Origin of the sequence: Pseudonocardia sp. DR1-2, assembly GCF_023717215.1 — a bacterium.
Taxonomy (GTDB): Bacteria; Actinomycetota; Actinomycetes; order Mycobacteriales; family Pseudonocardiaceae; genus Pseudonocardia; species Pseudonocardia alni.
Genome location: NZ_JAMQOF010000013.1, coordinates 39,748 through 65,261 on the forward strand (window position 1 = coordinate 39,748; position 25,514 = coordinate 65,261).

The following is a 25,514-nucleotide window of genomic DNA, read 5'->3' on the forward strand; positions in this document are numbered from 1 at the left end:
CGACAGCGCGCAGCCCTCTCGTGGGCGGACCGCTCCGGAGGGACGGGCCGTTCGTCGACGACGATGCGCCGATCGTCGCAGTGTGACCGGGCGGATCCGTAACGTGATCGGGTGACGGCCCGACACAGCGCGTGGGGGACCCGTCCGATCCGCGGGCGGGCCCACGGACGGGAGGCGGTGCCGGTGCGGCCCGACGACGGTGCGGTCCGGTGGCGTGGCAGGCGGGGTGCCGCCGGTGCGGCGGTGCTCGGGACGCTGCTCGCCGGGTTCGTGGCCGCGGGCTGTGCCCCGGTCCCGTCGGTCGTCCCGGCGGCGGCCGCGGCGACGACGTGCACCCCCGGCTGGACGGCCGCCTGGCACGCCGCGCAGCAGGCCGTCCCCGGCGACAGCCTCGCCGGCCGGACGCTGCGGATGGTGGTGCGGCCCGGCGCGGCGGGGGAGGAGCTGCGGCTGCGGCTGTCCAACCGGCACGGCGACGGGCCGCTGCGGATCGCGGCGATGACCGTCGGCGCCACCGGCCCGGGAGCCGCGGTGACCCGGCCGGTCCCGCTGACCGTCGGCGGGGCCCCCGTGGCCGACATCCCGGCGGGTGCCGAGGTGCTGACCGATCCCGCACCGGTCGCCGCCGCGGCGGGCGTGCCGCTGACGGTGAGCCTGTTCCTGGCCGAGGTGCCGCGCACGATCGGCTCGCACCCGGTCGCGATGCGCACCGCGTGGCTGTCCGGGCCGGGGGACCGCACCGCGGCCCCGGACGCGGCGGGCTTCGACACGACCCTGCAGTCCTGGCCGGTGCTGACCGGTCTGGAGGTCCTGGCGGCCCGCCCGGACGGCGCCGTCCTCGTGATCGGGGACTCCCTCGTCGACGGCGTGGGCTCCACCCCCGGCGGCGACGACCGCTTCCCCGACCAGCTCGCCGCCCGGCTGGCCGCGGCGGGCGGCGACCGGCCGATGACCGTGCTGAACGCGGGACTGTCGCGCAACCAGCTGCTGCAGGACGACCCGCCGGCCGGCGGTGACGCGCCGCCGACCCGCTGGGACGACGACGTGGCCGCCGTCCCCGGCGTGCGCGACGTGGTGCTGCTCGTCGGCACCAACGACCTCGCCGCCGGCGCGGCCGCCGGTGACCTCGTCGCCGGGCTGCAGGGCTTCGCCCAGCGGGCCCGCGCCGCGGGGCTGCGCGTGTTCCTCACCACCATCCCGCCGTCGGCCAGTGGCGGTCGCGCCACCCCGACGGCCGTCGCGGCCCGGGACGAGGTGAACGGCTGGCTCCGTTCGGACGGTCGTCGCTGGGCCGACGGGGTGATCGATGCGGCCGCCGCACTGGGCGACCCGGGTGACCCGCACCGGCTCCGTCCGGATCTGGACTCCGGCGACGGGCTCCACCCGTCGCCCGCCGGGTACCGGGCGCTGGCGGCATCCGTGCCGGTCGGGGAGCTGTCCGGCAGCCCCTGCCGGGTCTCGCCGGATCGCTGAGCCGCACCCGTCCCGCACAGCGCTGGGTGACCGGCCGTCACCCGGGAAGGGGCGTGCGGGGTCCCCGCACGATGGGTAACGTCTTGGTCACGGCCACAGCACGTGGCGGTACCGACGGACACCGGCACGCGGCGCGTCCCACGGACGGGCCCGGAGCAGGTCCTGGCGGCCTACGGGGAGGCCTCGTGACCATCGGCGCGAAGCGCGGCATCGACGACGACACCAGTTCCATTCCGGCGCCGCGGAACGCGGCCGACGCCTTCAAGGTCTCCGACGACCAGGTGCAGCGCGCCCGGCTCGTCGTCGCCCGGAACTCGGACGACTCCGAGGATCTGCGCGAGCTGCTCGACATGCTGGGGCTGATCTCCGGCAACCCGGAACAGCCGCCACCCGTGGCTCGCTGACCTGCGGCGACGCCGGAACCGGGGGGTGGTTGCAGGGCCCCTCGGAGCGGTGTCGTAAGGTTTCCTCACTCCCAACGGACAGCCGTTGAGGGAAGGTCGAGGCCCCCGGGCCTGGTCCCAGCCCCCATCGTCTAGCGGCCTAGGACTCCGCCCTTTCAAGGCGGCAGCGCGGGTTCGAATCCCGTTGGGGGTACCGCGAGACACATCGGATACGATGCGTCTCGCGAGAGCAAGGCCCAGTGGCGCAGTTGGTTAGCGCGTCGCCCTGTCACGGCGAAGGTCGCGGGTTCGAGTCCCGTCTGGGTCGCTCCACTCTCTGGATCTCCGGTTCACCGGAGGCCGGGGCCAGGTAGCTCAGTTGGTACGAGCGTCCGCCTGAAAAGCGGAAGGTCGGCGGTTCGACCCCGCCCCTGGCCACAGTCCTGATCCCCCCGCAGAGCCGGTCGGTAGCCACCGACCGGCTCTCGTGCGTTCCGGGGTCGGTTCGGTCACGATCGGCCGATGAGCTCCCACCCGCACGACATCACCGTCCCCGGCCCGCCCCGGCTGGAGGAGGTCTCCGACGGGCTCTTCGCCTACGTCCAGCCGGACGGCACCTGGTGGATCAACAACGCGGGCCTGCTCGTCGGGCCGCAGGGGGCCGTCGCCGTCGACTCCTGTTCCACCGAGCGCCGGACCCGGGCCTTCGCGGCCGCGATCGGCGAGGTCACCGACCGGCCGGTCCGCACGCTGGTCAACACCCACCACCACGGCGACCACACCTGGGGCAACGCCCTGTTCTCCGGTGCGACGGTCGTCGCGCACGAGCGGGCACGTGCGGAGATGATCGCCTTCGGCCCGCCCCGGGACCTGCCGTTCTGGGACCACGGCGACTGGGGCTCGCTCCCGCTGGACCCGCCGTTCCTCACCTTCACCGACCGCATCGCGCTGCACCTGGGGGACCTGCGGGCCGATGTCCTCCACGTCGGGACGCCCGCCCACACCACCAACGACGTCGTCGTGCACGTACCCGACCGGTCGGTCCTCTACTGCGGGGACCTGGTGTTCAACGGCGGCACGCCGTTCCTGCTGATGGGCTCGGTGACCGGCGCGATCGACGTCCTGGAGCAGGTGGTGCTCCCGCTCGGGGCCGCGACGACGGTGCCCGGCCACGGGCCGGTGTTCCGGGGCGACGGGCCGCTCCGGGACACGGTCGACTACCTGCGGTTCGTCCTCGACCTGGCCGAGCGCGCCCGCGACGCCGGCATCCGCCCGCTGGAGGCCGCCCGCGACACCAACCTCGGCCGGTTCGGCGACTGGCCGGACGCCGAGCGCATCGTCGGGAACCTGCACCGCGCCTACGCCGAGCTCGACGGCGCCGAGCGCGGCGCCCCGATCGACAGCACGGTCGCGCTCGCCGAGATGGTCGAGTACAACGGCGGGCGCCCGCTCACCTGCCTGGCGTGAGCACCGGTCGCCGCTCCCGCAGCGCGACGACGGCGCCGGCCACCACCAGGACCGTCAGCACCCCGGCCGCGGCGACGGTGGGCGTGTCCGGCTCGACGAGCGGCTGTCCGCGCAGTGCCTGCCAGGTCAGCAGGGCGAGCACGCCGGTGTAGCCGGCGGCGGCCGTCGTCATCAGGTCGCGACGCACCCGTGGGTCGGCCAGCCGTGCCACCCGCCCTGCGGCCAGCTCGAACACGATCAGCAGCAGTGGCAGCAGCTGCAGCGCGTGCATCCCGACGAAGTGCGGGACGCGCAGGTCGCCGCCCAGCGTGCTCCACCCGACCAGCGGCATGCCCGGGCCGCCGTCGGGGAGGCCGACGGTGTGCGCCCCGGCGATCCCGCGGAAGTCGGCGAGCTGGTCCGGGGTCGGTGACGTCATCAGGAAGCCGAGCGCCATCCCGGCCAGCGCGAGCACCGCGCCGGCGCGGATCGCGACCGTGCGGGCGGGGTCGAGGTCGCGCACCGCGAACAGCCCGGCGGCGACCCACGACGTCGCCAGCCAGACGAGGACGATCGAGATCCCCATGGTGCTCCACAGGCCCGCGTCGAGCCGGGAGGTGTAGTTGAAGTGGCTGGTCGTGCCCCGCCCGGCCTGGACGGCGATGACGACCATCTCCACCACCAGGGCCACCGCCGCGACCGTGCCCGCGAGGTACGCGCCACGGGTCCGGCCGCGCCGGGAGCGCAGCTGGTCGTACAGCCAGGCCCAGGTCACGCAGAAGATCGCGATGGAGACGGCGAACTTGGTGGGCTTGAGCCACACCGGCGCGCCGAGCACCTCGCGCGGGTCGACGAGGGTGCCCAGCAGGCCGAGCGGGACGGCCGCGGCGCAGGCGAGACCGACGACCATCAACGGACGGTGCCACGCGAGGATGTTCCGCATGTGGATACTGTAACTATCCGATAGCTGGACTGTCCATATGGCTCGTGGAACCGTGCGCGGCCCGCGTCCGTTGTCCACCCGTGTCCGTGATCGTCGACCGAGCCCTGCGTACCGCCGTCACCGTGTTGCCGCGGCGGTGGCGGACCGACCGGCGCTCCGCCCTGGTCGGGCTGACCGCGCTGCGTCCGCACCTCGGCGTCGCCGGACTGGGGGTCGCGGGTCTCCTGCGGCTCACCGGGCTGCGCCGCACCGCGACGGCGGTGGGCCTGGCCGGCGCCGCGGCCGCCGCTCCCGCGCTGCGACGGGTGCTGCCGCGCCCCGACGGTCCGCTGCCGGACGGGCCCGAGCTGACCGTGCTCGTCGCGAACGTGCTGCTGGGGCGGGCCGACACCGGCGCGCTCGCCGCGACGGTGACCCGGGAGCGGCCGGACGTCGTCGTGCTGCCCGAGGCGGGCGTCGCCTACCTCGACCGGCTCCTGCCCCTGCTCGGCGGCTACCGCGGCTGGTCATCGGTCCCGCCCGGCGTCCCGGACCAGCGCGGCACGGTGGTGCTGGTCGCGCCGCGGGCCGGGGAGGTCGACGTGCGGCCCGGGCAGGGGATGCGGCTGCCGTACCTGGAGGTCACCGGTGGGCTGCTCGGTGCCCGGACGCTGTACGCGGTGCACACCTCCGCGCCGACGAACCCTCGGTGGACCGAGCTGTGGGCCGGTGAGCTCGCGCTGATCGGGGAGTGGACCCGCACCCGACCGGCGCCGGTCGTGGCCGGGGACCTCAACGCCGTCGTCGACCACCGGCGGCTGCGCGACGCGTCCGGCGACTGCGTCGACGCCACCGACGGCACCGGGCGGGGGCTCGTGGGGACCTTCCCGTCGTCGCTGCCGCGCTGGGCCGGGATCCGCATCGACCACGTGCTCGTGCCCCGCGGGTCGGTGACCCGCCGCCACGTCGTCCTCGAGACCCCGGGCAGCGACCACCGCGCGGTGCTGGTGACGGTGCGGCTGCCCGGGACTCAGGACCCGGCGCGGTAGCGCTGCGCGGAGCGGCTCTCCTGGGCGATCCGGCGCAGGGCCGCGAGCAGGGCGTCGCCGAGGACGGTGCCGACCAGTGCGGTCTCCGCGGCCTCCTCGCGGTCGGTGGTCCGCCCGATCGCGGCCAGGTCGCCCTCCGCGGCGCGGTCGGCGGCCTCGGCCCACGCCTGCAGGGTCTCCTCGCCGGGACCCCAGCCCAGCTCGTGCATCCGGGCCAGCACCGACCGGGCCCCGGCCAGCGCGGGCGCGTCCTTCCCGACCTGCCAGCCCACGTGGGCGACGGCTCCGGCCAGGTCGGCCTCCGCCTCGTCGAGCGAGCCGGACGCGCCGACGTCGCCGGTGATCGCGTAGACCGTCCGGCCGAGCATGTCGTGCAGGCCGACCGCGGGGTCGTCGACGGCCGACAGCACCTCGCGGACGGTCGCGATCGGCAGCCCGCCGACCTCGACGAGCGCCCGGATCAGGCGCAGCCGGCGGACGTGCGCGTCGTCGTAGCGGGCCTGGTTCGGTGACGTCGTCTCGCCGCGGGGCAGCAGGCCCTCGCGCAGGTAGTACTTGATCGTCGCGACGGGGACACCGGACGACCGGGACAGATCCGAGACTCGCACATCGGAGACTCTAGCTATCCGTTTCGGTCCGGGGTTCCGACAGCCCGTCGACGAGGCCGAAGGTCACCGCCTCCGCCGCCGACGGCCAGCGGTCCCGGGCGTCGTCGGGCAGCGGGGCGCCGCAGTACGCCGCGGTCAGCGACTCGATCTCGCGGCGGCGTCCGGCGAGGTGGTCGGCCCGGACCCGCACGTCGCCGGGGTGCGAGCCGCGGACCGGCCCGTCGGCGGTGGGCAGGAACGCGGCGTGCGCGCGGGCGAGCCGTTTGCCCGGCGTCCCCGACGCGACGAGGAACGGCACCGGGCCCGCGAGCGATCCCACGGCGACGGTCGCGACGTCGACACCGAGCGTGCGGATCGTGTCGTGCACCGCCATCGCGGCGACCGGGGAGCCGCCGGGCGCCAGGACGTGCAGGGTGATGTCGCGGCGCGCGTCCTCCGCAGCCAGCAGCAGCAGACGCGCGCAGGTCTCGGCGGCGACGTCGTCGTCGAGCTCGCGGGCGAGCAGCACGATCCGCTCGCCGAGCAGACGGTCGGCGGGGTCGGACGGGGTGGACAGGACGGGCATCGGATCTCCGCTCCTCGGGTGCCGCCCGACACTAGGGCCGGGGTGGGCCACCTGAGCTGCGGTTACGCCGACGGCGGACGGGGTTCGCCCTCGGCGGAGGTCGGGTCGGTGCCCGCGGTCGCGACCCGGCGCAGCAGCGTGCGGAGCGCGCCCTGCTCGTCCGGGGAGAGCGGCGCCAGGATGTGGGCCTCGGCGGCGCGCAGTCGCGTCTCGGTCTCGCAGAGCAGCGCCCGGCCGGCCGTGGTCAGCACGATCCGGCGGGCCCGTCGGTCGTTCGGGTCGGGGTGCCGCTCGATCAGTCCCGCCTCCTGGACCTTGTCCAGCAGGTAGGTCATCACGGTGCGGTCCACGCCGAGCTTGCGGGCGAGTGCGAGCTGGGTGGGCGGATCGTCCCCGGCCGCGGCGGCGAGCACCTGGAAGCCGCGCTGACCGCCGGGCAGCGTGCCGACGACGCACTGCACCGCCGTGGCGTGGTCGCGCGCGACCCGGGCCAACGCCCACGCCAGGTCGCACTCGACGCTCTGCGGGGCGGACGGACCGGACATCGTCACAGGGTACGTGCTTGCCAAGGTCGTCTCTCGCGCAGATACTCTGTTTAACAGAACATCTTCGCTCCAGATCGACCGGGAGGTCGCCATGTCCCTGTTCCGACTCGACGCGAGCATCCGCACCGAGGGCTCCGTCAGCCGCGAGATCGTCGACGAGGTCGAGCGCGCCTACCTCGACGCGCGACCGGGCGCCGAGGTCGTCCACCGTGACCTGGGCACCGCCCCGCTGCCCGCCGATCTATGGACCACCGCGGTCGCGGCCGGGTACGTGGCCGAGGCCGACCGCACCCCGGAGCAGCGCGGGGCCCTCGCGCGCATCGCGGAGCTGGCCGACGAGGTGCTGGCCGCGGACGCCGTCGTCATCGGATCGCCGCTCTACAACTTCGGCATCGCGGCGCACCTGAAGACCTGGGTCGACGCCCTGATCACCGACCCCCGGTTCGCGCCGGGCAGCACGCCCCTCGCCGGCCGCCCGGTCGTTCTCGTCGTCTCCCGGGGAGGCGGCTACGGGCCGGGCACCCCGCGCGAGGGCTGGGACCACGGCTCCGGCTGGATCACCCGCATCCTGCGCGACGTGTGGGGTGCCGACGTGACCGTCGTGGAGACGGAGCTGACCCTGGCCGACGTGGTGCCCGCGATGAGCGAGCTGCGCCCGCTGGCCGCGGAGAAGCGCGAGCGCGCCCGCATCGACGCCCGGACGGCCGGGGAGCGGGTCGCCGCGGTGACGCCGGCCGCGTGAGGCCCGGTCAGGGGGCGGCGCGCAGCGCGGCGAGCCGCTCCCGGGCGTAGCCGGGCTCGACGGTCCAGCAGACGGCGACCTCCCACGCGTCGACGGCGCGGCGGGCCTCGCGGGCAGCCCCGGGCCCACCGTCGAGGTCGAGTGCCGTCCGGTCCACCCGGCACTCGTCCCAGTCGAGCAGGCCCGGACGTCCGTCCAGGACCCGGATGTTGCCCGGGCCTGGGTCGCCGTGGACGACGGCGACCGGACCGCCCACCACGGCCCACGCGGCCCGGCACTCCGCGACGACGTCGGACGGCATCGCGGTCAGGTCCACGTCCCCGCCCCGGACGGCGCCCGCGAGCAGCTCGACCGTGCCCACGAACCCCGGCCGCTGGCTCCGCCCCGAGGTGAGGGCGTGCAGCCGGTGCAACTCGGCGGCGACGGCGGCCTCGTCGCCCGGCCCGGGCGGGTCGCCGTCGAGCCAGGTCCGGACGACGACCGCCCCGCACCGCCGTCGTCCGTCACCGGTCGGGACGACGTCGGGTACGCGGAAACCGTGGGCCCGCAGCTCGCCGGTCAGGTCGAGCTCCCAGTCCAGAGCCGCGGGCGTCCGCCCGCTCCGGTGGACCACCAGCCGTCGGCTCCCGTCCGTCGCCGCCCAGACCGCGCCGCGGTGCCCGCCGCCGAGCCGGGCCGTGATGCGCAGCCCCGGCCAGGCGGCGAGCCCGGGCGGCGTCAGCCGGCCTTCGGCTCCCACAGCTCCGGCCGGTCGGCAAGCTTCAGCGGCAGCCCGAAGTAGCCGAACAGCTTGGTGTTGAGGAAGATGCTCAGCCCGGTGACGGCCCCGTCCTCGATCCGCAGGGCCGTGATGCCCCAGGCCTCGAACTCGCCGTTCGGCCCGGACGGCTTCCACTGGGCGAAGCCGACCGTCCCGTTGATCTCCACCGGAGCCACCCGCGACCCGCGGCAGCCCTGCCCGGGGCCGGTCGCCATCCAGGCGATGACGTCGTCCCGGCCGCGGAACCAGAGCTCCAGCGGGGGCATGTTCTGCTCGACGTCCTCGTGGAGCAGCGCCGTCAGCGCCTCCATGTCGAACGCCTCGAACGCTGCCATGTAGCGCATCAGCAGCGCGGTCTGCGCCGGGTCCATCGCCGGGGAGGTCTGCGGCGCCGCCTCGGAGATGCCCTGTTCGCCCAGGGTGGCGCGGGCGCGCTGCAGGGCGCTGTTGACCGACGCGACCGAGGTGTCCAGCAGCTCGGCGACCTCGGCGGCCTTCCAGCACAGGACCTCGCGCAGGATCAGGACGGCGCGCTGGCGGGCCGGCAGGTGCTGCAGCGCCGCGATGAACGCGAGCCGGATCGTCTCCTTCGCGACGGCCTTGTCCGCCGGGTCCCCGGCGGGCGTCGACACCCGGGCGTCGGGCATCGGTTCGAGCCACTCGGCGTCGGGCAGCGGCTCGCGCAGCGACTCGGCGACCGGCGCGCCGGGGCCTCCGATGTCCATCGGGACGGCGCGGCGCTTGCGCCCGTTCAACGCGTCGATGCAGACGTTGGTGGCGATGCGGTACAGCCAGGACCGCAGCGAGGAGCGACCGTCGAACTTCGCGACGCCCTTCCAGGCCCGGACCATCGTGTCCTGCACCGCGTCCTCGGCCTCGAAGGCCGAGCCGAGCATCCGGTAGCAATAACCGGTCAGCTCACGCCGGTGGTCCTCGAGGCGTTCCTCGGGCGGCCGCTCGTCCACGGTGGTGTCGGCGGCCCGTGCGGGTGCGCTCATGGTTCCCCCTCGACGTACCCGTCCGGGTGGGTCCCGGTCCGTCTGGCCGCGAGTGTGCCGCGCAACACCGACAAAGTGGAGGGCCCGCGCGACGAACGGCCGCCGAACAGGGGCGACGTGCGCCGACGGGCCGGCCGCGACGTGGGATGATCGGGGCCGACGGCGTTCCGCTCGACCCTCCCGGTCCGCCGGTCGCAGGCACGACGGAGGAGTCGGGGAGCACGGCGGGGCGACGATGTCAGCGGTGACCGAGAACGACGGGATCGGGAGTACCGGCGGGGGCGGGGCGCGCCGCGCCGGTCGTCGCCCGGTCACGTCCCGCTCGGAGATCGAGCACATCGCGCTGGAGATGTTCAGCGACCAGGGGTTCGAGCACACGACCGTCGACGACGTCGCGCACGCCGCGGGGATCGGGCGTCGCACGTTCTTCCGGTACTTCGCCTCCAAGAACGACATCGCCTGGGGCGCCTTCGAGGAGCAGTTGGTGCGGATGCGCGCGGTGCTCGCGGCCCAGCCGTCGGACCTGCCGACGCTGGAGGGGGTCCGGCGGGCGGTGCTGGAGTTCAACCACGTCGAGCCGGACGAGCAGCCCTGGCACCGGCGCCGGCTGCGGCTGATCCTGCAGACCCCGGCGCTGCAGGCGCACTCGACGCTGCGCTACGCCTCGTGGCGGGAGGTCGTGGCCGACTACGTGGCCGAGCGTCGTGGCGAGGACGCCTCGGCGCTCGTCCCGCAGAGCGTCGGACACGCCTGCCTGGGCGTGTGCATCGCGGCCTACGAGCGCTGGCTGGCCGACGACGGCTCCGAGCTCGCCGACCTGCTCGACGAGGTGCTGCGAGCGCTGCAGCGGGGCTGGGCGACCGAGCTCCCCTGAGACGCACCGCGACGGCGCCCCGGTGCGGGACGCCGTCGCGTGGTGGTGTCTGCGTCGCAGGTCAGCGGGTGGTGCCGAACAGTCGCTCCCACAGGCTCGGGCGGGTCGGGGCGGTGTCCTGGGTCCGGGCGTCGGCCGGGGCCTGCGGAGCGGCGGTGCCGTCCGGGGCGGTGGCGACGGCCGGGGCGCCCGGTGCTGCCGGGGCCGCGGGCACGGCGGGAGCGGCAGGGGCACCCGGAGCGGCAGGGGCAGCCGGAGCGCCCGGGACGGCCGGGGCCGCCGGAGCGGTGGGCGCAGCCGGGACGGCGGGTACCGCCGGGGCCGCGGGAGCGCCCGGGACGGCCGGGGCCGCCGGCGCCTGCGGGAGGGCCGGGGTCTGGGGGGCCGCGGGGGCCTGCGGGGCGGCCGGCGCCTGCGGAACGCCCGGAGCACCCGGGACGGCCGGGGGCTCGGGGGCCTGCCGGCCCGCGGTGTCCGAGGTGACGGCGACGGCCGGGGTCACCGAGGCGGCCGGCGCCGCGGGGGCGACCGGGGCGGCGGGCGCCGCGGGGGCGACCTGCGCCACCGGAGCGGCCGGAGCCGCCGGGGCCGCGGGCACGGCGGGCGCGGCCGGCGTCCCCGGGACGGCAGGGGCGGCCGGCACCGCGGGAGCGGCGGGGGCCGCGGGCACGGCCGGAGCGGCGGGCGCAGCCGGGACGGCGGGCACGGCCGGTGCCGCCGGCGCACCCGGAACGGCCGGGGCGGCGGGAACCTGCGGCGCGGCCGGCGCGCCGGGGACGGCCGGAGCCGCGGGAACGCCCGGGGCGGCCGGGGTCGGTACGTCCTGGACGGGGACGGTGGTGTCGGCGGGCGTCGCCGGGGCGGTCGCCGCGCCGTTCCCGAAGAGCGTGTCGAACAACCGGTCCAGCGGGCCGTCGGACGCCGCGGCGGGCGCGTGGGTGACGGTCGCGGCCGGGGCGACCGGGGTGGAGGCCCGAACGGGCTCGGCCGCGCCGGCCACGCCGGCGCCGTACACACCCAGGGTGCCGATCATGAGGGTCAGGGCGACGGAAGTGGTGACTCGGGATCGCACGGTCTCTCCAGTTCGCTGTGCTGCTGCACGGGGTGACGGACGGCGCCGAGCTTGCGGTCACCGGGCGTCGTCCACCAGTGGCCCGATCGTGGCCACACGAGTCACAGGGGCCCCATCGGTCACGCTGTGAGCGGATCGCACCGCAACGCACCCGGAACGGGCGACCCCGTCCGGGGATGGAGGGGGCCGTTGGACGGGCCCGGACCGCGGTCACCACCCGAATCGGGGAGGACGGGCGCCCGGCGCTCACCCGACGGCGTGGAATGCGTCCTGTGCTCACCCGTTCGGGACGGTGATGACCGCCCGTCGCCGATCGGCGGATCGGATCTCACTTTCCGTGATCGCGCCGGAGTGGTGCGACGGGCGGTCGGCGTCGCGGAACGGGCCCGTGCGGGGGCGTCGAGTGAGGACGGTCGACGTGCCGGAGAGCCGTGGTAGCGTCCGCGTCGGTTGCAGTCGTTCTTCTCCGATCGCCGCGAAGCGTCCGTGTGAAGTTGTGACGGTGGGCGTCGTCGATCGGTGCTGAGGTGCCACGGCGGTGTCCACGCGACCTCCGGCTCTTGCTGTGAGGGCCGGAACCGCTCCATCTGAGAAGGACACACGCTATGCCGCAGGGCACCGTCAAGTGGTTCAACGCCGAGAAGGGCTTCGGCTTCATCGCCACCGACGACGAGGGACCGGACGTCTTCGTCCACTACTCCGCCATCGAGTCGAACGGATTCCGCACGCTGGAGGAGAACCAGCGCGTCGACTTCCAGGCCAGCCAGGGCAAGAAGGGCCCGCAGGCCGACTCGGTCCGCGTGATCTGACTTCTGCGCGGGCACGACCCGCGCACCGCGACGGCGCCGGCTCCCCTCGGGGACCGGCGCCGTCGTCGTTCCCGGGGTCAGCCGAAGGCCGGCCGCAGCCCCTCCCGCGCCCGCAGCGCCGCCGCGACGACCACCGCCACGACGCCGAGCGCCGCGACCACGGTCACCGGCACCGTGCCGGCCGCCGCGGACTCCACCGCGACCCAGACCAGCGCCCAGACGGCCGTCGCCGCGTAGGGCAGCGCCGCCGTCGTCCGCCGGGTCGCGACGCCCGCGGCCAGCACGCCGGCACCGAGGAGGGCCGCGGCCGTCACCGGGCCGAGCGGCGCGCCCCAGTAGGTCAGCGTCACCGAGAACCCGGCCACGGTCGCGAGTGACACCCAGCCCGTGTAGAAGGCCAGCGGGCCGTGCAGGAGTGCCCGGTCGGCCACTCCCTCGGCGGGGAACGCGGCGAGCCGGTGCAGCACCACGGCCAGGGTCACCAGCAGTGCCACGATCAGCAGCTGCGCGGTGCCCAGGAGCTCCTGGGAGAACACGACGATCCAGCCCGCGTTGAGCGCCGCCGTCGCCACGAACAGCCAGCCGGTCGCCCGGTGCACCGGGCGCGACCGCTGCCCGGGCAGCGACTGGTACACCGCGTACACGAGCAGGGCCAGGTAGATGAGGCCCCACACGGAGAACGCCACCGTCGCCGGGGTGACCAGTGAGGGGTAACGGTCGCTGAGCACCCGCTGCGACTCCCCGAACGTCCCGCTGCCGCCGAGCGAGCCCGCCACCGCCTGCAGCACCGCCGCGGCGAGCACCGCCCAGGTGCGTGCCGTGTCCATCCCGGTGGCCGGGCCTGCCGTGCGGCCCGCCCTCGCCGTCGTCGACGCCATGTCCAGTCCTTCCGATCGTCGCAATCATCTCGATGATAAAGACAATCGACGCACGAGGCATGTCGAGCGGTACGACGACCGGCACTGCGCCGGACGGCGGCGGGGTTGCCACCGGTCGTCGGTCCGCTGCGCCCGGTCACCCGCCGTTCACCGGTGGTCGCGACGCCGTGCGGTCGGCGTTCCCCGCTCGTCTCGCCGCTGCGCACCCTCGCCGCGTACCCCTCGCGAACTCGTGCCCGGAGCCCGATCCTGGTGTTGTACTTCACAGGGAAAGCGGCACCACAGGGGTTGTCGCGCAAGCGGAAGGAAGTGACCTCCATGTCCTGGTGGGACAGCTACCGAGCCGTCTACGGCGCGGAGCTGCGAGCGGCCGCTCGCGAGTACGCCGACCACGGTTGGCCGCTCGTGCCGGGGCCGGGCGCGGAGGTCATGCTCGCGACGGGCGACGTGCTCGACGTGGTCGAGGTCCCGGCGGTCATCGGTCGCCAGGTCTGCCAGACGCTGCGTGAGGCCGGCGAGGTCGTGCCGGTCGCCGCGACGCCCGAGGGCACCTGGTGGTTCCCGATGAGCCCGCGGCACGCGCTCCCGGCCGAGCTGAGCCTGCACACCGACGTGGTGCTGCACACCGACGGCATCGGCGTCGTCGCCCCGCCGACCGAGCGTCCCGAGGGCTGGGTGCAGTGGCGCGTGGCCCCGGCGCGGGTCGGCTACCGGGTGCCCGAGGCCGCGGTCGTCGTCGAGGCGATCTGCGACGCGGTGCGCCGTCGCGACAGCGAGCAGGCCCTGCCCGACGAGCAGGAGGCGCGGGCCGAGCAGTCCGGCGTCCCGGGCGCCCTGCGGCGCTGACCCTCCCGCGCGGCCCGGACGGAACCGAGGATCCGGCCCGCGCGACCGCGTACCGCCCGCCCGGGTTCCGTCCCGTTGCCGTCCACGCCGCTCACCCGCGGGGGACGCCGGGACCGGCCGGGCGGTACGCCCGGAAGCGGCGCCCGAGGGGGCACTTCTCCCTCGCCGCGCAGCCGCTCCACCGGCCACGGCCGGGTCCGGCGGGACATCCCCCGGGCCCGGCCGGGACCCACGGCGCGTGCCCCCGCCGCCCGATGTCGGTGTCCCCGGGCACTATGGGTGTGTGCAGACCTCCCGCGCGCCGGAGCGCCCGACCCCCGTCCCGCAGCGGGACCGCACCGTCAGATCCGTTCCCAGCGTCCCCCTCGGCGGCTTCGGCCCCGGTGACGAGCAGAAGCGGCGCGACCTGCGGCGCATGAAGGCCGTCGCCACCGGGTTCCTCCTCGGCGCGACGGTCGTGTTCTTCGTCGCGAAGTACTTCGAGGTCGTCCGCGGTGTCCCCGGGGCGGACTACGTCCGTGCCGCCGCCGAGGCCGGCATGGTCGGTGCGCTCGCCGACTGGTTCGCGGTGACCGCGCTGTTCCGGCACCCGTTGCGGATCCCGATCCCGCACACCGCGATCATCCCGCGCAAGAAGGACATGATCGGTGACAGCCTCGGGGACTTCGTCGGGGAGAACTTCCTGTCCGAGTCCGTCGTCCGCGACAAGCTCGAGCGGATCGGGGTCAGCGAGTCGGTCGGGCGGTGGATCGCCGAGCAGCACAACGCCGACCGGATCACCACCGAGCTCGTCACCGCCGCGCGGGCCCTCGTGACCGTGCTGCGCGACGAGGACGTGCAGAACGTCATCGAGACCGTCGCGGTGCGCAAGCTGATGGAGATCCCGGTCGGTCCGCCGATGGGCAAGGCGCTGGAGGGCGTCCTGGCCGACGGCGCCCACCGCAGGCTGGTCGACCTCGTCTGCGACCGCGCCTACGACTGGGTCGCCGACAACCAGGAGATGGTCCTGCGGGTCGTGCACGATCGCGCACCGTCCTGGACGCCGCGCTTCGTCGACGACCTCGTGGCCGACAAGTTGTTCGCCGAGATCCGCGGGTACGCCTGGGCGGTCAAGACCGACCCCGAGCACCCGCTGCGGCACGCCGTGGACCGCTACCTCGCCGAGTTCGCCCGCGACCTGCAGCACGACGCGACGACGATGGAGCGCGCCGAGCAGGTCAAGCGCCAGGTCGTCGAGCACCCGGAGGTGCAGCACTTCATCGGCCGCGCCTGGACGGTCGTGAAGTCCATGGTCCTCGACGCCGCCGACGACCCGTCGAACGAGCTGCGCCTGCGCGTGCGCGACGGCCTCATGGCCTTCGGGCGGCGGCTGGGCCGCGACGCCGAGCTGCGCGCGAAGCTCGACGGCTGGCTGGCCGACGCCGCGTCGTACGTCGTGCGGCACTACCGGCACCAGATCACCACCCTGATCACCGAGACCGTCGCCCGCTGGGACGCGGAGGAGACCTCGCGCAAGATCGAGCTCCAGGTGGGGCGGGACCTGCAGTGGATCCGGATCAACGGCACCGTCGTGGGGGCGCTCGCCGGCCTGGTCATCCACGCCGTGGGGGAGCTCGTCATCGGGTGATCGGTCGGGTGTCCCCGGATGACATCGCACCGTCACCGGGCCGTCACCGACGTGGCGCACGCCACGTGACCAGCGCTAGCACTGTGCTTGCAGGAGCTAGCAGCGCCGCGTACGGTCGGTTCCGTCAGTGAGGAACGGATCGAGGCGGAGGTGAGACGGATGGCCACCGAGCGCAAGCACGGAGAGCGTGAGTCCGTCGAACCCGTCGAGCGCGTCGCGCAGGCCGTCGAGAGCGTCGGTCAGACCGTGGGGCACGCGGTGGAGGACATCGGGTCCTACATCCGCGCCCAGCGCGAGGCCGCCCAGGTCTCCATGCGGCAGCTGGCCCGCACCGCGGGCGTCAGCAACCCGTATCTCAGCCAGGTCGAGCGCGGGCTGCGCAAGCCGTCCGCCGAGATACTGCAGCAGATCGCCAAGGGGCTGCGGATCTCCGCCGAGGCGCTGTACGTCCGCGCCGGGATCCTCGAGGAGCGGCCCGCCGGTCAGGTGACCGACGCGGTGCTCACCGATCCGACTCTCAACGAGCGGCAGAAACGTGTGCTGCTCGATGTCTACGAGTCCTTTCGCAGGGAGAACGGCCTCTCTGCCGGCACCACCGACACCCCCACCGATACGAGGAAGTGATCACCATGGCCGTGAACCTCCCCACCAGCGCCGACGTGCAGAAGCTGCGTGAGCAGACCGCCGAGCAGGCCGAGGTCGTCCGGACCCCGCTGCTCGCCGTGCTCGGCGCCGGCGACTTCGCCGTCACCACCGTGAGCAAGGCCGTCACCGACGCCCGCTCCACCGCCACCAAGCGCGCCGAGGAGGTGCAGACCCGCGTCCAGGAGCTCCCCGACGAGCTCAAGGAGCTCCGCGGCAAGCTGTCCTCGGACAACATCCGCAAGCAGGTCGAGGAGTTCCGCTCCGAGGTCGAGGGCGTCTACGTCGGATTCGCCCAGCGCGGTGAGAAGGCCTGGGGCCGGATCCGCAAGCAGCCGCAGGTCAAGCAGGCCATCGCGACCGTCGAGGGTCTGACCGAGAAGTTCGACACCCGCGTCGACGAGTTCGTGGACGAGACCCACGACGTCGCCGTCAAGACCCTGGGTGCGGTCACCACGCAGACCCGCTCGGTCGGTGAGAAGGTCGCCCGCCGCGCCCAGACCGCCGCGAGCGAGGCCGCCGAGGTCGTCACCGAGGTCTCGAAGGAGGCCGCCGAGGCGATCGAGGAGGCCGGCGACGAGGTCGCGTCGACCACGCGCTCGACCGCGCGCCGCACCGCCGCCAAGACCGACCCGAAGACCGCCACCGGCGCGAAGGTCCCGGCCCGCAAGCCGACCACCCGCCGCGGCACCTCGACGGCGTCAGCCAAGAAGTGACCCCCGCCGGGCCCCGCGCCCGGTGAGCACGACCCGCGCCCCCGGCCGATCCCGATCGGCCGGGGGCGCCGTCGTGTGCGGATGCGGATCGTCCTGCCCGGATCCGGCGCCGGACGTGACCGACGCCCGGGTTGTCCGTACCCTGGCCGAGTGCTGTCACTGCCAGGTGCCCCCGATGAACTGATCATCTTCGTGATCAAGTGGATCATGGTCGTGGTCGGCGGGTTCTCGTTCGGGCACGCACTGATGCAACGTGCGGACGCCTTCACCGCGGCGGGCAAGCTCACCAAGAACGCATGGCTGGGCATCACCGGCGTCGCGCTGCTGCTCCTGATCATCACGAACGGCCCGATGTTCGGCGGTGCCATGTTCTGGCTGGCCGCCACCGTCGCGACGCTGGTCTACCTGGTCGACGTCAAGCCCGCGGTGATGGAGGTCCAGGGCGGCGGACCGCGCTGGTGAACCACCCGGTCCTCGGGACGCTCACGGCCGTCCCGGCGCCGGCCCGGCCCGACCTGCTCGCGGAGCCCGTCGCCGTCGCGCTGGCGGGGCTCGACGCGGGCCGGATCGCCGTCGCCGAGATCGATCCCGACCTGGCCGACACCGCCGCGTTCTGTGCCGCCTACTCCTCCCCGGTCGAACGGGCCGCGAACTGCGTGGTCGTCGCCGGGAGGCGTGGCGGCGAGACCCGGTACGTCGCCTGCGTGGTCCTCGCGACGACCCGGGTCGACGTCAACGGCGCGGTGAAGCGCCGCCTCGACGTGCGCAAGGCGTCGTTCGCGCCGATGGACGACGCCGTCGCCCTGACCGGGATGGCCTACGGCGGCATCACCCCGATCGGGCTCCCCGCGGACTGGCCGCTCTGGCTGTCGCCCGGGGTCGCCGGGGCCGACGCCGTCGTCGTCGGGAGCGGGACGCGGGCCGGGAAGCTGGCGGTGCCCGGCGACCTGCTGGCGTCGCTGCCCGGCGCCGAGGTCGTGCCGGACCTCGCGCGCTGAGTCGGCAGCCCGTGCTGCGGGCGGCCTCCGCGGCGGTGCACTCCACCCGGTGGCGGCCGCCCCCGGGGGAACCGGACGGCGGGCCCGTCGGCCGAGGTCCAGCCCGCGGGCAGCAGCAGGAACTGGCCGCCCGCGGTACCCGGTGTGCCCACGGTCGCCCTGACGTGCTCCGGTGGCCACGTTCGCCCTGAGCGGACACGACTCAACTCCGGGAAGCGGAGGACCCTCCGTGTGGTTGGGCAGGACATGAGTGACGTGCTGACGCTCCCGGTCCTGCCCCTCGACGACGCCGTGGTCCTGCCCGGCATGGTCGTCCCCGTCCGTCTCGACGACTCCGACACCCGTGCCGCGGTCGACGCGGCCACCGCCGCGGCCCAGGACCGCGACGACGGGAGACGGGTGCTCGTCGTCCCCCGCATCGACGGCCGCTACGGCGCCATCGGCGTCGTCGCCGTGCTCGAGCAGATCGGCAGGCTCCCCAACGGGGACCGGGCCGCCGTCGTGCGGGGTGAGCGGCGCGCGCGCATCGGGTCGGGGGTCTCCGGCCCCGGCGCGGCGCTCTGGGTCGAGGCCGAGCCGGTCGACGCCGGCGAGCCCACCGGCCGCACCCACGAGCTCGCCCGCGAGTACAAGGCCCTGGTGATCGGCATCCTGCAGCAGCGGGGAGCCTGGCAGGTCATCGACTCCGTGCAGCAGACGAACGACCCGGGCGCGCTCGCCGACCTCGCCGGCTGGGCGTCGTGGCTGGACGTCGCGCACAAGGCCGAGCTGCTCGCCGAGACCGACCTCGACGCCCGGCTGGAGAAGCTCCTGAGCTGGACCAAGGAGCACGTCGCCGAGCAGGAGGTCACCGAGAAGATCTCGAACGACGTCCGTGAGGGCATGGAGAAGCAGCAGCGCGAGTTCCTGCTCCGCCAGCAGCTCGCCGCGATCCGCAAGGAGCTCGGCGAGGACGACCCGGAGGGCTCCGACGACTACCGCGCCCGCGTGGAGGCCGCCGACCTGCCCGACGACGTCCGCAAGGCCGCGCTGACCGAGGTCGGCAAGCTGGAGCGCTCCTCGGACCAGAGCCCGGAGTCCGGCTGGATCCGGACCTGGCTCGACACCGTCCTCGACATCCCGTGGAGCACCACGACCACCGACTCGTCGGACCTCGTGGAGGCCCGCCGCATCCTCGACGCCGACCACGCCGGCCTCGACGACGTGAAGGAGCGCCTCGTCGAGTTCCTCGCCGTGCGCGCCCGTCGCGAGCGCAAGGGTCTCGACACCGTCGGCGGCCGCGGCTCGGGCGCGGTGCTCTCGCTGGTCGGCCCGCCCGGCGTCGGCAAGACGTCACTGGGGGAGTCGGTCGCCCGCGCGCTCGGCCGGAACTTCGTCCGCGTCGCGCTCGGCGGCGTCCGGGACGAGGCGGAGATCCGCGGTCACCGGCGCACCTACGTCGGCGCGCTGCCCGGCCGGATCGTCCGCGCCATCCGCGAGGCCGGCTCGATGAACCCCGTCGTGCTGCTCGACGAGATCGACAAGGTCGGCAGCGACTTCCGCGGTGACCCGACCGCGGCGCTGCTGGAGGTCCTCGACCCGGCGCAGAACCACACGTTCCGCGACCACTACCTGGAGGTCGACCTCGACCTGTCGAACGTCCTGTTCCTGGCGACGGCGAACGACGGCTCCGCGATCCCCGGCCCGCTGGCCGACCGCATGGAGATCGTGACGCTCGACGGCTACACCGAGCCGGAGAAGGTCGCGATCGCCCGTGACCACCTGCTGCCGCGCCAGGTCGCCAAGGCCGGTCTCGACGACGGCGACGTCGAGTTCACCGACGTCGCGCTGTCGATGATCGCCGCCGAGTACACCCGGGAGGCCGGGGTCCGGCAGCTGGAGCGGGGCCTGGCGAAGGTGCTGCGGAAGGTGGCCGTCCAGCTGGACGCGTCGGAGACCGAGCGCCCGGTGCACGTCGACGCCGACGCGCTCGTCACCTACCTCGGCCGTCCGCGGTTCACGCCGGAGTCCGCCGAGCGGACCTCGGTGCCGGGCGTCGCGACCGGGCTGGCGGTGACCGGTGCCGGTGGTGACGTGCTGTTCATCGAGGCCACCTCGATGGACGGCGAGCCGGGCCTGCAGATCACCGGGCAGCTGGGCGAGGTGATGACCGAGTCCGTCTCGATCGCGCTGTCCTACCTGCGCTCGCGCGGGCTGGCCGGTGACCTCGCGTCGCGCAAGCTGCACGTGCACGTCCCGGCCGGTGCGGTCCCGAAGGACGGCCCGTCCGCCGGCGTCACGATGACGACGGCGCTGGCGTCGCTGGCCTCCGGACGTCCCGTCCGCAGCTCGGTCGGCATGACCGGCGAGGTGACGCTGCAGGGCAAGGTCCTGCCCATCGGCGGGGTGAAGCAGAAGCTGCTCGCCGCGCACCGGGCCGGACTGATTGACGTGATCATCCCGAAGCGCAACGAGCCGGACCTGGACGACGTCCCGGCCTCGGTCCGCGAGGAGCTGCGGGTGCACCCGGTCGCCGACGTCTCCGAGGTCCTGGCGATCGCCCTGGAGCCCGCCCACGACGCGGCGACGGCCGAGCAGTCCGCGGCCTGACCTCCGTCCGACCCGCGGCCCGAGCCGCACGATCCGGCGCCCGTCCCGCAGCACGCGGGGCGGGCGCCGTCGTGTGCCCCCCCCCGGGGGAGTTCGCCGAGATGCAGCTCAGCGGGAATTGTCGATCTCCATGACCCGCTGAGCTGCATCTCGGCGAGTGCGGTCGAGGGCCCGGCCCACCTCGGCGACGATCTCGTCGGGCCGTCGGTGCATGTCCGGTGCGGTGTAGCGCAGCACCCGCCACCCCGCCGCGACGAGTCGGGTGTGCCGTTGTGCGTCGGCGCGGGCCGCCTCGGGCGTCGCGAAGTGGCCGCCGCCGTCGTACTCGACGCCGAGGTGGTGGTCCGGGTAGGCCAGGTCCAGCCACAGCGCCGTGCGCCGGGCGTCGTCGAGGACCGGGTGCTGGGGCACCGGCCGCGGGAGGCCACCCCGGACGAGGATCAGCCGGAGCCGGGTCTCGGGCGGGGAGCCGGCGCGCGGGTCGGCCCACGCCGTCGCGTCGACCACCCGTCGGACACCCCGGGCGTGGGCGTGCCGGACCGCGAGGTTCAGCAGCACGTCCGGGGCGAACGACCCGCGGGACAGTGCGTCGACGGCGACGACACCCTCGGTCGGGGACAGACGCCGCGCGAGGTCGAACGCGGTGCGGACACGCGTGGTGACCCGGACGCCGCGGACCTCGGTCACCTCGTCGGGGTGCAGGACGTCGCGGCGGACGAGCACACCGTCACGGGAGCGGGCTCCGGGGTGCGCCGCACCGACGGTCACCTCGGCCGGTGCGGCCCACGGTGCGCACGACGCGCCGAGCAGCTCGGCGGCCGAGTATCCGCTGAGCACGGCGTCCGATCCGGCCCAGCGGTGCGCCGCGAGCGAGCGGAGCCGTAGGTCGGGGCGCAGGTCGGCCGGCGCGTAGGTGTCCGGGAGCAGCCGGCGGTAACGGGGCCCTCGTAGAAGGTCGGGCGTGACGAGACCCGCCGCCACGGCCGCGGTCCCGCGGAACACCTCGGGCCATCCGGGGATCGTCACGCGCTGATCATGCGCCGGCTGCCCCGGCCGACGGACCGGATCGGCCGGACGCCATCGCCATCGCGAACGAGGACGTACGCCGAGATGCAGCTCAGCGGGCCACGGAGATCCACAATTCCCGCTGAGCTGCATCTCGACGACACTCCGCTGCGCGCGACCCGGCAGGGCGGCAGGGCTGTGGGCTCAGCGGAAGACGACGGTCCGGTTGCCCTGGATCAGCACCCGGTCCTCCAGGTGCCACCGCAGCCCCCGGGCCAGCACCAGGCGTTCGATGTCGCGTCCCCGTCGCACCATGTCGGTCGCGGTGTCCCCGTGGTCGACGCGGGCGACGTCCTGCTCGATGATCGGGCCGGCGTCGAGGTCGGCGGTCGCGTAGTGGCAGGTCGCGCCGATCAGCTTGACCCCGCGCCGGTGCGCCTGGTGGTAGGGCCGCGCCCCGGCGAAGGACGGCAGGAAGCTGTGGTGGATGTTGATCGCCCGCCCGGCCCAGGCCTCGCACAGGTGCGCGGGCAGGACCTGCATGAAGCGGGCGAGGACGATCGCGTCGGGGGAGTCGTCGTCAACGAGCTTGCGGATCTCCTCGAACGCGGTGACCTTGCCCTGCTCGCGGGCCGGGTCGCCGGGCGCGGGGAAGGGCACGTGGTGGAACGGCACGCCGTGCGCGGCGACGACCGGCTCCAGCGACGTGTGGTTGCCGATCACGCGGGTGATCTCCACCGGCAGCTCGCCCGCCCACACCCGGCCGAGGATGTCGTGCAGGCAGTGCTGGTCGCGGGTCACCAGCAGCACGGCGCGCTTGCGGACGCCGGTGTCGGAGATGCGGTGCTCACCGCCCAGCTCGGCGGCGACCGGGGCGAACCGGGCGCGGAGCTCGTCGACGCCGAAGGGGACCGACGCGGCGTCGACGACCTGGCGGGTGCAGAACACCCCGGCCTCGACGTCGGCGTGGTACGCGGCCTCGGTGATCGAGGCGCCGAGCTCGGCGAGGAACGTGCTGATCCGCGCGACGATGCCGGTGCGGTCCGGACAGGACAGGGTGATCACGTAGTGGGGCATCAGGAGATCCGGGAGAGGGTGAACTGGGTCTCGGCGGCGAGCAGCTGCTCGATCTGCCCGGCGACCGCCTGCTCGATCTTCGCACCCACCAGCGGGACCTTGACCGTGACCTCGGCCCGGATCCGGACCTCGCTGCCGCCGTCGACGTCTGCGATCCGCATCACCGACCGTGCGGTGGCGGGGGTGCCGATGACCTTCACGGAGCCGGTTCCGTCGTAGACGCCCGAGTCGCCGGCCCGCCACTGCTCGCTGCGGTCGATCTGCAGGTCCCCGCCGGGCACGAACGACGACACGATCGACGGCAGGTGCTCGCCCGGGATCCCGTGCCGCAGCGTGTAGCGGACGCCGTCGGCGGTGGTCTCGTACGCGGTCACCCCGGCCCCGGGGCCGCCGATGTGACGCAGCTGCTCCTCCAGGAGATCGCGGTCGACCATCGCCGCGTAGACCTTCGAGGCCGGATGCGCGGACGTTGCGCGGTAGTCGATCGAGCGCGGCATGGGCGAAGGCTACCGTTGCGGTCGTGAGTTCCCCCGCTCCGACAACGGTCGACCCGATGCTCAGTGCGCACACCACACTGCGCCTCGGCGGACCGGCCTCCCGCATCGTGCGCGCCGAGGGCGCGGCCGAGGTGGTCGACGCCGTCGCCGCGGCCGACCGGGCCGGGGAACGGGTGCTGCTGGTGGGCGGCGGGTCGAACCTCGTCGTCGCCGACGCCGGGTTCGACGGCACCGCCGTGCTGCTGGCGGGGCGCGGGATCGGCCACGAGCGCGACGGCGACCGGGTGCTGCTGACCGTCGAGGCCGGTGAGGACTGGGACGACGTCGTCGCCGCGACCGTCGCCGACGGGCTCGGCGGGCTGGAGTGCCTGTCCGGGATCCCCGGGCGGACCGGCGCGACCCCGGTGCAGAACGTGGGTGCCTACGGCGTCGAGGTCGCCGACCTGCTCGTCGACGTCGACCTCTACGACCGGCGCACCGGCACCGTCCGCGCGCACGTGCCCGCCTCCGACCTGGGGCTCGCCTACCGCACCAGCGTCCTCAAGGGCAGCGACGCCGCGATCGTCCTGCGGGTGCGCTTCGCGCTGCACGCCGACGGCCGCTCCGCCCCGATCCGCTACGGCGAGCTCGCCCGCACCCTCGGCGTCGACCCGGAGACGCGGACCGACCCGGCCGCCGTCCGCGAGGCGGTGCTCGGGCTGCGTCGCGGCAAGGGCATGGTCCTCGACGCCGAGGACCACGACACCTGGTCGGCCGGCTCGTTCTTCACCAACCCGATCCTGCCCACCGAGCGGGCGCCGCAGGTCGACGGCCTGGCCGCGTGGCCCGCGGGAGAGGGCCGGGTCAAGCTCAGCGCCGCCGGGCTGATCCAGAACGCCGGGTTCGGCCGCGGGCACGCCGGCCCCGGCGGCCGGGTGTCGCTGTCGACGCGGCACGTGCTGGCCCTGACCCACCGCGGCAGCGGGACGACGGCCGACCTGCTGGCCCTGGCCCGTGAGGTGCAGGGCGGCGTCGCCGAGCGGTTCGGCGTCACCCTGCATCCCGAACCGGTGCTGGTGAACTGCGCCGTCTGACACCCTCTGTACATCGACGTCCGGTTCACGTTGCGCCGCACGGGGGAGCACCGTCCTCCTGCCGATCACGTGGACCGGATCCCGGCGTACGGTCGGTGCGCAACGCAGGAGATCGAGTACGCGGGGGAACGGTTGCGACGGGTACTGATCGTCGTGGTGGCGCTGATCGGCGCGCTGGGCGTCGTCGGGGCGGTGGCCCTCGCGGCCCCGCCGCAGGACCCGGCGGTGCCGCAGGCCGCCCCGGCCCCGGCCGGACCACAGGTGAGCTACCAGCCGGCCGCCTCGGCGTCGTCGGCGAACCCGGCGCAGCCGGTCTCGGTCCGCGCGGCGGGCGGCACGCTGGACGGGGTGTCGCTGACCGGCCCGGACGGCGACGCCGTCGACGGCGCGCTGTCCCCGGACCGCACCACCTGGACCAGCAGCGGTGACCTGGACTTCGCGACCACCTACACCTGGCACGGGCGCGCCGTCGCCCCGGACGGCACGGCGACCCCCGTGCAGGGCACCGTCGCGACGCTGGAACCCGCCCACACCGTGCGCGGCACCCTGAACATCGGCGACGACCGCACCGTCGGCATCGCGGCGCCGATCGAGATCCAGTTCGACCGGCACGTCGAGGACCGCGCCGCGATCGAGAAGGTCCTCAAGGTCACGACCTCGAAGGAGGTCGAGGGCGCGTGGGGCTGGCTGCCCGACGAGAACGGCGGCTCGCGCGTGCACTGGCGGCCGAAGGAGTACTGGCCGTCGGGCACGAAGGTCACCGTGGACGCGCCGCTCAAGGGCGTCGACTACGGCGGCGGCAGCTACGGCGCCGAGGACCTGACCACGTCGTTCGCGATCGGCCGCGCCCAGATCGTCAAGGCCGACGCCCGATCGTTCCGGATGATCGTGATCCGCGACGGCAGGCAGATCGCGGACTACCCGGCGTCCTACGGTCTGGCCGACGACCCGAACCGCAACACGCGCTCGGGCATCCACGTCGTCACCGAGAAGTTCACCGACAAGCGGATGGTCTCGCAGCAGTACGGCTACGACGTCGTCGAGAAGTGGGCCGTCCGGATGAGCAACAACGGCGAGTTCATCCACGCCAACCCGGTGTCGGCCGCCGCGCAGGGGGCCGCGAACGTCACCCACGGCTGCGTGAACCTGTCGATCGAGAACGCCAAGGCGTACTACGACACCGTGCTCTACGGCGACCCGGTCGAGGTCACCGGCACCCCCGTGCAGCTCTCCGCCCGCGACGGCGACCTGTGGGACTGGACGCTGTCCTGGGAGAAGTGGAAGGGGTTGTCGGCGCTGTCCTAGCGGGTACCCGCCCGC

27 protein-coding genes and 3 tRNA genes are annotated in these 25,514 nt (G+C 74.6%); 19 read left to right on the forward strand and 11 right to left on the reverse strand.

Features of this window, described 5'->3' with window-relative positions:
• Positions 1-111 precede the first annotated feature (111 nt).
• From ND486_RS29985 to ND486_RS27255, 6 genes are all read left to right on the forward strand, one after another.
• A complete protein-coding gene (locus tag ND486_RS29985) occupies positions 112-1,473 on the forward strand; it encodes a GDSL-type esterase/lipase family protein (RefSeq protein WP_251787187.1) in 1,362 nt (453 codons plus the stop codon).
• A 185-nt stretch (positions 1,474-1,658) separates the two neighbouring features.
• A complete protein-coding gene (locus ND486_RS27235; RefSeq protein ID WP_062399816.1) occupies positions 1,659-1,877 on the forward strand; it encodes a hypothetical protein in 219 nt (72 codons plus the stop codon).
• 120 nt (positions 1,878-1,997) lie between these two features.
• Positions 1,998-2,070: transfer RNA gene (locus ND486_RS27240), tRNA-Glu, on the forward strand.
• A gap of 40 nt (positions 2,071-2,110) precedes the next feature.
• Positions 2,111-2,184, forward strand: a tRNA-Asp gene (locus tag ND486_RS27245).
• A gap of 36 nt (positions 2,185-2,220) precedes the next feature.
• Positions 2,221-2,294, forward strand: a tRNA-Phe gene (locus ND486_RS27250).
• Between the two features lie 84 nt (positions 2,295-2,378).
• Positions 2,379-3,323 carry an MBL fold metallo-hydrolase gene (locus ND486_RS27255; RefSeq protein WP_251787188.1) on the forward strand — a complete coding sequence of 315 codons (945 nt, stop codon included), beginning with the start codon at positions 2,379-2,381 and terminating at the stop codon, positions 3,321-3,323.
• Here the strand turns inward: ND486_RS27255 and ND486_RS27260 are convergent.
• Positions 3,307-4,245 (reverse strand): hypothetical protein, encoded by a 939-nt coding sequence (locus ND486_RS27260; protein WP_251787189.1) that lies wholly within the window; start codon positions 4,243-4,245, stop codon positions 3,307-3,309. The two genes, ND486_RS27255 and ND486_RS27260, sit on opposite strands and share 17 nt — an antisense overlap.
• Positions 4,246-4,331: 86 nt before the next feature.
• Here ND486_RS27260 and ND486_RS27265 point away from each other — a divergent pair, with 86 nt between their 5' ends.
• Positions 4,332-5,273 (forward strand): endonuclease/exonuclease/phosphatase family protein, encoded by a 942-nt coding sequence (locus ND486_RS27265; RefSeq protein ID WP_251787190.1) that lies wholly within the window; start codon positions 4,332-4,334, stop codon positions 5,271-5,273.
• On the opposite strand, the gene ND486_RS27270 is transcribed toward ND486_RS27265, so the two are convergent.
• The 3 genes from ND486_RS27270 to ND486_RS27280 all read right to left on the reverse strand — a co-directional run bounded on the left by ND486_RS27270 (position 5,255) and on the right by ND486_RS27280 (position 6,991).
• Complete coding sequence (locus ND486_RS27270) at positions 5,255-5,881, reverse strand: MerR family transcriptional regulator (RefSeq protein WP_251787191.1); 627 nt, start codon at positions 5,879-5,881, stop codon at positions 5,255-5,257. The genes ND486_RS27265 and ND486_RS27270 overlap by 19 nt on opposite strands.
• 10 nt (positions 5,882-5,891) lie before the next feature.
• Positions 5,892-6,446, reverse strand: a complete 555-nt coding sequence (locus tag ND486_RS27275) for an ATP-dependent Clp protease proteolytic subunit (RefSeq protein ID WP_251787192.1) — start codon at positions 6,444-6,446, stop codon at positions 5,892-5,894.
• Positions 6,447-6,508: 62 nt separating this feature from the next.
• A complete protein-coding gene (locus ND486_RS27280; RefSeq protein WP_251787193.1) occupies positions 6,509-6,991 on the reverse strand; it encodes a MarR family winged helix-turn-helix transcriptional regulator in 483 nt (160 codons plus the stop codon).
• 91 nt (positions 6,992-7,082) lie between these two features.
• On the opposite strand from ND486_RS27280, the gene ND486_RS27285 reads away from it, so the two are divergent.
• Positions 7,083-7,733, forward strand: a complete 651-nt coding sequence (locus ND486_RS27285) for an FMN-dependent NADH-azoreductase (protein ID WP_251787194.1) — start codon at positions 7,083-7,085, stop codon at positions 7,731-7,733.
• Between the two features lie 7 nt (positions 7,734-7,740).
• Here the strand turns inward: ND486_RS27285 and ND486_RS27290 are convergent, their stop codons facing one another.
• Together ND486_RS27290 and ND486_RS27295 are read right to left on the reverse strand one after the other, a co-directional pair.
• The gene (locus tag ND486_RS27290) at positions 7,741-8,472 is read right to left on the reverse strand and encodes a phosphotransferase (protein WP_251787195.1); all 732 of its coding nucleotides are present in this window, start codon (positions 8,470-8,472) and stop codon (positions 7,741-7,743) included.
• Positions 8,451-9,491: a sigma-70 family RNA polymerase sigma factor gene (locus tag ND486_RS27295; RefSeq protein ID WP_251787196.1), complete on the reverse strand. Its 1,041-nt coding sequence runs from the start codon at positions 9,489-9,491 to the stop codon at positions 8,451-8,453. Before ND486_RS27295 ends, ND486_RS27290 begins: the two co-directional genes overlap by 22 nt.
• A 235-nt stretch (positions 9,492-9,726) precedes the next feature.
• Here ND486_RS27295 and mftR point away from each other — a divergent pair, with 235 nt between their 5' ends.
• Complete coding sequence (gene mftR, locus ND486_RS27300) at positions 9,727-10,365, forward strand: mycofactocin system transcriptional regulator (RefSeq protein ID WP_374231913.1); 639 nt, start codon at positions 9,727-9,729, stop codon at positions 10,363-10,365.
• A 61-nt stretch (positions 10,366-10,426) separates the two neighbouring features.
• On the opposite strand, the gene ND486_RS27305 is transcribed toward mftR, so the two are convergent.
• Positions 10,427-11,398 carry a hypothetical protein gene (locus tag ND486_RS27305; protein ID WP_251787197.1) on the reverse strand — a complete coding sequence of 324 codons (972 nt, stop codon included), beginning with the start codon at positions 11,396-11,398 and terminating at the stop codon, positions 10,427-10,429.
• Positions 11,399-12,042: 644 nt separating this feature from the next.
• Between ND486_RS27305 and ND486_RS27310 the strand changes: the two genes are divergently transcribed.
• Entirely contained in the window at positions 12,043-12,246 is a 204-nt protein-coding gene (locus ND486_RS27310) for a cold-shock protein (RefSeq protein WP_020627638.1), read from the forward strand.
• A 77-nt stretch (positions 12,247-12,323) separates the two neighbouring features.
• Here the strand turns inward: ND486_RS27310 and ND486_RS27315 are convergent, their stop codons facing one another.
• Entirely contained in the window at positions 12,324-13,124 is an 801-nt protein-coding gene (locus ND486_RS27315) for a tryptophan-rich sensory protein (protein ID WP_251787198.1), read from the reverse strand.
• Positions 13,125-13,277: 153 nt separating this feature from the next.
• Between ND486_RS27315 and ND486_RS27320 the strand changes: the two genes are divergently transcribed.
• The 7 genes from ND486_RS27320 (at position 13,278) to lon (ending at position 20,542) form a co-directional block, all read left to right on the forward strand.
• Entirely contained in the window at positions 13,278-13,970 is a 693-nt protein-coding gene (locus tag ND486_RS27320) for a bifunctional DNA primase/polymerase (RefSeq protein ID WP_374231916.1), read from the forward strand.
• A 283-nt stretch (positions 13,971-14,253) separates the two neighbouring features.
• Complete coding sequence (locus ND486_RS27325; protein WP_374231918.1) at positions 14,254-15,597, forward strand: DUF445 domain-containing protein; 1,344 nt, start codon at positions 14,254-14,256, stop codon at positions 15,595-15,597.
• A gap of 159 nt (positions 15,598-15,756) precedes the next feature.
• Entirely contained in the window at positions 15,757-16,221 is a 465-nt protein-coding gene (locus ND486_RS27330; protein ID WP_062399838.1) for a helix-turn-helix domain-containing protein, read from the forward strand.
• Positions 16,222-16,226: 5 nt separating this feature from the next.
• Complete coding sequence (locus ND486_RS27335) at positions 16,227-16,955, forward strand: hypothetical protein (RefSeq protein WP_224403690.1); 729 nt, start codon at positions 16,227-16,229, stop codon at positions 16,953-16,955.
• Between the two features lie 207 nt (positions 16,956-17,162).
• Positions 17,163-17,417 carry a DUF2516 family protein gene (locus tag ND486_RS27340; protein ID WP_062404096.1) on the forward strand — a complete coding sequence of 85 codons (255 nt, stop codon included), beginning with the start codon at positions 17,163-17,165 and terminating at the stop codon, positions 17,415-17,417.
• Positions 17,414-17,953 (forward strand): YbaK/EbsC family protein, encoded by a 540-nt coding sequence (locus ND486_RS27345; RefSeq protein ID WP_251787200.1) that lies wholly within the window; start codon positions 17,414-17,416, stop codon positions 17,951-17,953. Before ND486_RS27340 ends, ND486_RS27345 begins: the two co-directional genes overlap by 4 nt.
• Before the next feature lie 246 nt (positions 17,954-18,199).
• Complete coding sequence (lon, locus tag ND486_RS27350) at positions 18,200-20,542, forward strand: endopeptidase La (protein ID WP_251787201.1); 2,343 nt, start codon at positions 18,200-18,202, stop codon at positions 20,540-20,542.
• Between the two features lie 108 nt (positions 20,543-20,650).
• Here the strand turns inward: lon and ND486_RS27355 are convergent, their stop codons facing one another.
• From ND486_RS27355 to ND486_RS27365, 3 genes are all read right to left on the reverse strand, one after another.
• Positions 20,651-21,568: a DUF559 domain-containing protein gene (locus ND486_RS27355; RefSeq protein ID WP_251787202.1), complete on the reverse strand. Its 918-nt coding sequence runs from the start codon at positions 21,566-21,568 to the stop codon at positions 20,651-20,653.
• Between the two features lie 183 nt (positions 21,569-21,751).
• On the reverse strand, positions 21,752-22,624 hold the full coding sequence (gene purU, locus ND486_RS27360; protein WP_208826575.1) for a formyltetrahydrofolate deformylase: 873 nt from the start codon (positions 22,622-22,624) through the stop codon (positions 21,752-21,754).
• Positions 22,624-23,121 (reverse strand): DUF2505 domain-containing protein, encoded by a 498-nt coding sequence (locus tag ND486_RS27365; RefSeq protein WP_062399848.1) that lies wholly within the window; start codon positions 23,119-23,121, stop codon positions 22,624-22,626. The genes purU and ND486_RS27365 overlap by 1 nt, the downstream gene beginning before the upstream one ends.
• Before the next feature lie 23 nt (positions 23,122-23,144).
• On the opposite strand from ND486_RS27365, the gene ND486_RS27370 reads away from it, so the two are divergent.
• Positions 23,145-24,194: a UDP-N-acetylmuramate dehydrogenase gene (locus ND486_RS27370; RefSeq protein ID WP_308215890.1), complete on the forward strand. Its 1,050-nt coding sequence runs from the start codon at positions 23,145-23,147 to the stop codon at positions 24,192-24,194.
• A 132-nt stretch (positions 24,195-24,326) separates the two neighbouring features.
• Positions 24,327-25,499, forward strand: a complete 1,173-nt coding sequence (locus ND486_RS27375; protein WP_251787203.1) for an Ig-like domain-containing protein — start codon at positions 24,327-24,329, stop codon at positions 25,497-25,499.
• Positions 25,500-25,514 lie beyond the last annotated feature (15 nt).

Coding starts and splice junctions, on each gene's coding strand:
- ND486_RS27280 (WP_251787193.1), bottom strand. CDS start 6,991: ATGTCCGGTCCGTCCGCCCCGCAGAGCGTCGAGTGCGACCTGGCGTGG.
- ND486_RS27255 (WP_251787188.1), top strand. CDS start 2,379: ATGAGCTCCCACCCGCACGACATCACCGTCCCCGGCCCGCCCCGGCTG.
- purU (WP_208826575.1), bottom strand. CDS start 22,624: ATGCCCCACTACGTGATCACCCTGTCCTGTCCGGACCGCACCGGCATC.
- mftR (WP_374231913.1), top strand. CDS start 9,727: ATGTCAGCGGTGACCGAGAACGACGGGATCGGGAGTACCGGCGGGGGC.
- lon (WP_251787201.1), top strand. CDS start 18,200: ATGAGTGACGTGCTGACGCTCCCGGTCCTGCCCCTCGACGACGCCGTG.
- ND486_RS27295 (WP_251787196.1), bottom strand. CDS start 9,491: ATGAGCGCACCCGCACGGGCCGCCGACACCACCGTGGACGAGCGGCCG.
- ND486_RS27275 (WP_251787192.1), bottom strand. CDS start 6,446: ATGCCCGTCCTGTCCACCCCGTCCGACCCCGCCGACCGTCTGCTCGGC.
- ND486_RS27305 (WP_251787197.1), bottom strand. CDS start 11,398: ATGATCGGCACCCTGGGTGTGTACGGCGCCGGCGTGGCCGGCGCGGCC.
- ND486_RS27310 (WP_020627638.1), top strand. CDS start 12,043: ATGCCGCAGGGCACCGTCAAGTGGTTCAACGCCGAGAAGGGCTTCGGC.
- ND486_RS27330 (WP_062399838.1), top strand. CDS start 15,757: ATGGCCACCGAGCGCAAGCACGGAGAGCGTGAGTCCGTCGAACCCGTC.
- ND486_RS27285 (WP_251787194.1), top strand. CDS start 7,083: ATGTCCCTGTTCCGACTCGACGCGAGCATCCGCACCGAGGGCTCCGTC.
- ND486_RS27260 (WP_251787189.1), bottom strand. CDS start 4,245: ATGCGGAACATCCTCGCGTGGCACCGTCCGTTGATGGTCGTCGGTCTC.
- ND486_RS27365 (WP_062399848.1), bottom strand. CDS start 23,121: ATGCCGCGCTCGATCGACTACCGCGCAACGTCCGCGCATCCGGCCTCG.
- ND486_RS27340 (WP_062404096.1), top strand. CDS start 17,163: ATGGTCGTGGTCGGCGGGTTCTCGTTCGGGCACGCACTGATGCAACGT.
- ND486_RS27335 (WP_224403690.1), top strand. CDS start 16,227: ATGGCCGTGAACCTCCCCACCAGCGCCGACGTGCAGAAGCTGCGTGAG.
- ND486_RS27315 (WP_251787198.1), bottom strand. CDS start 13,124: ATGGCGTCGACGACGGCGAGGGCGGGCCGCACGGCAGGCCCGGCCACC.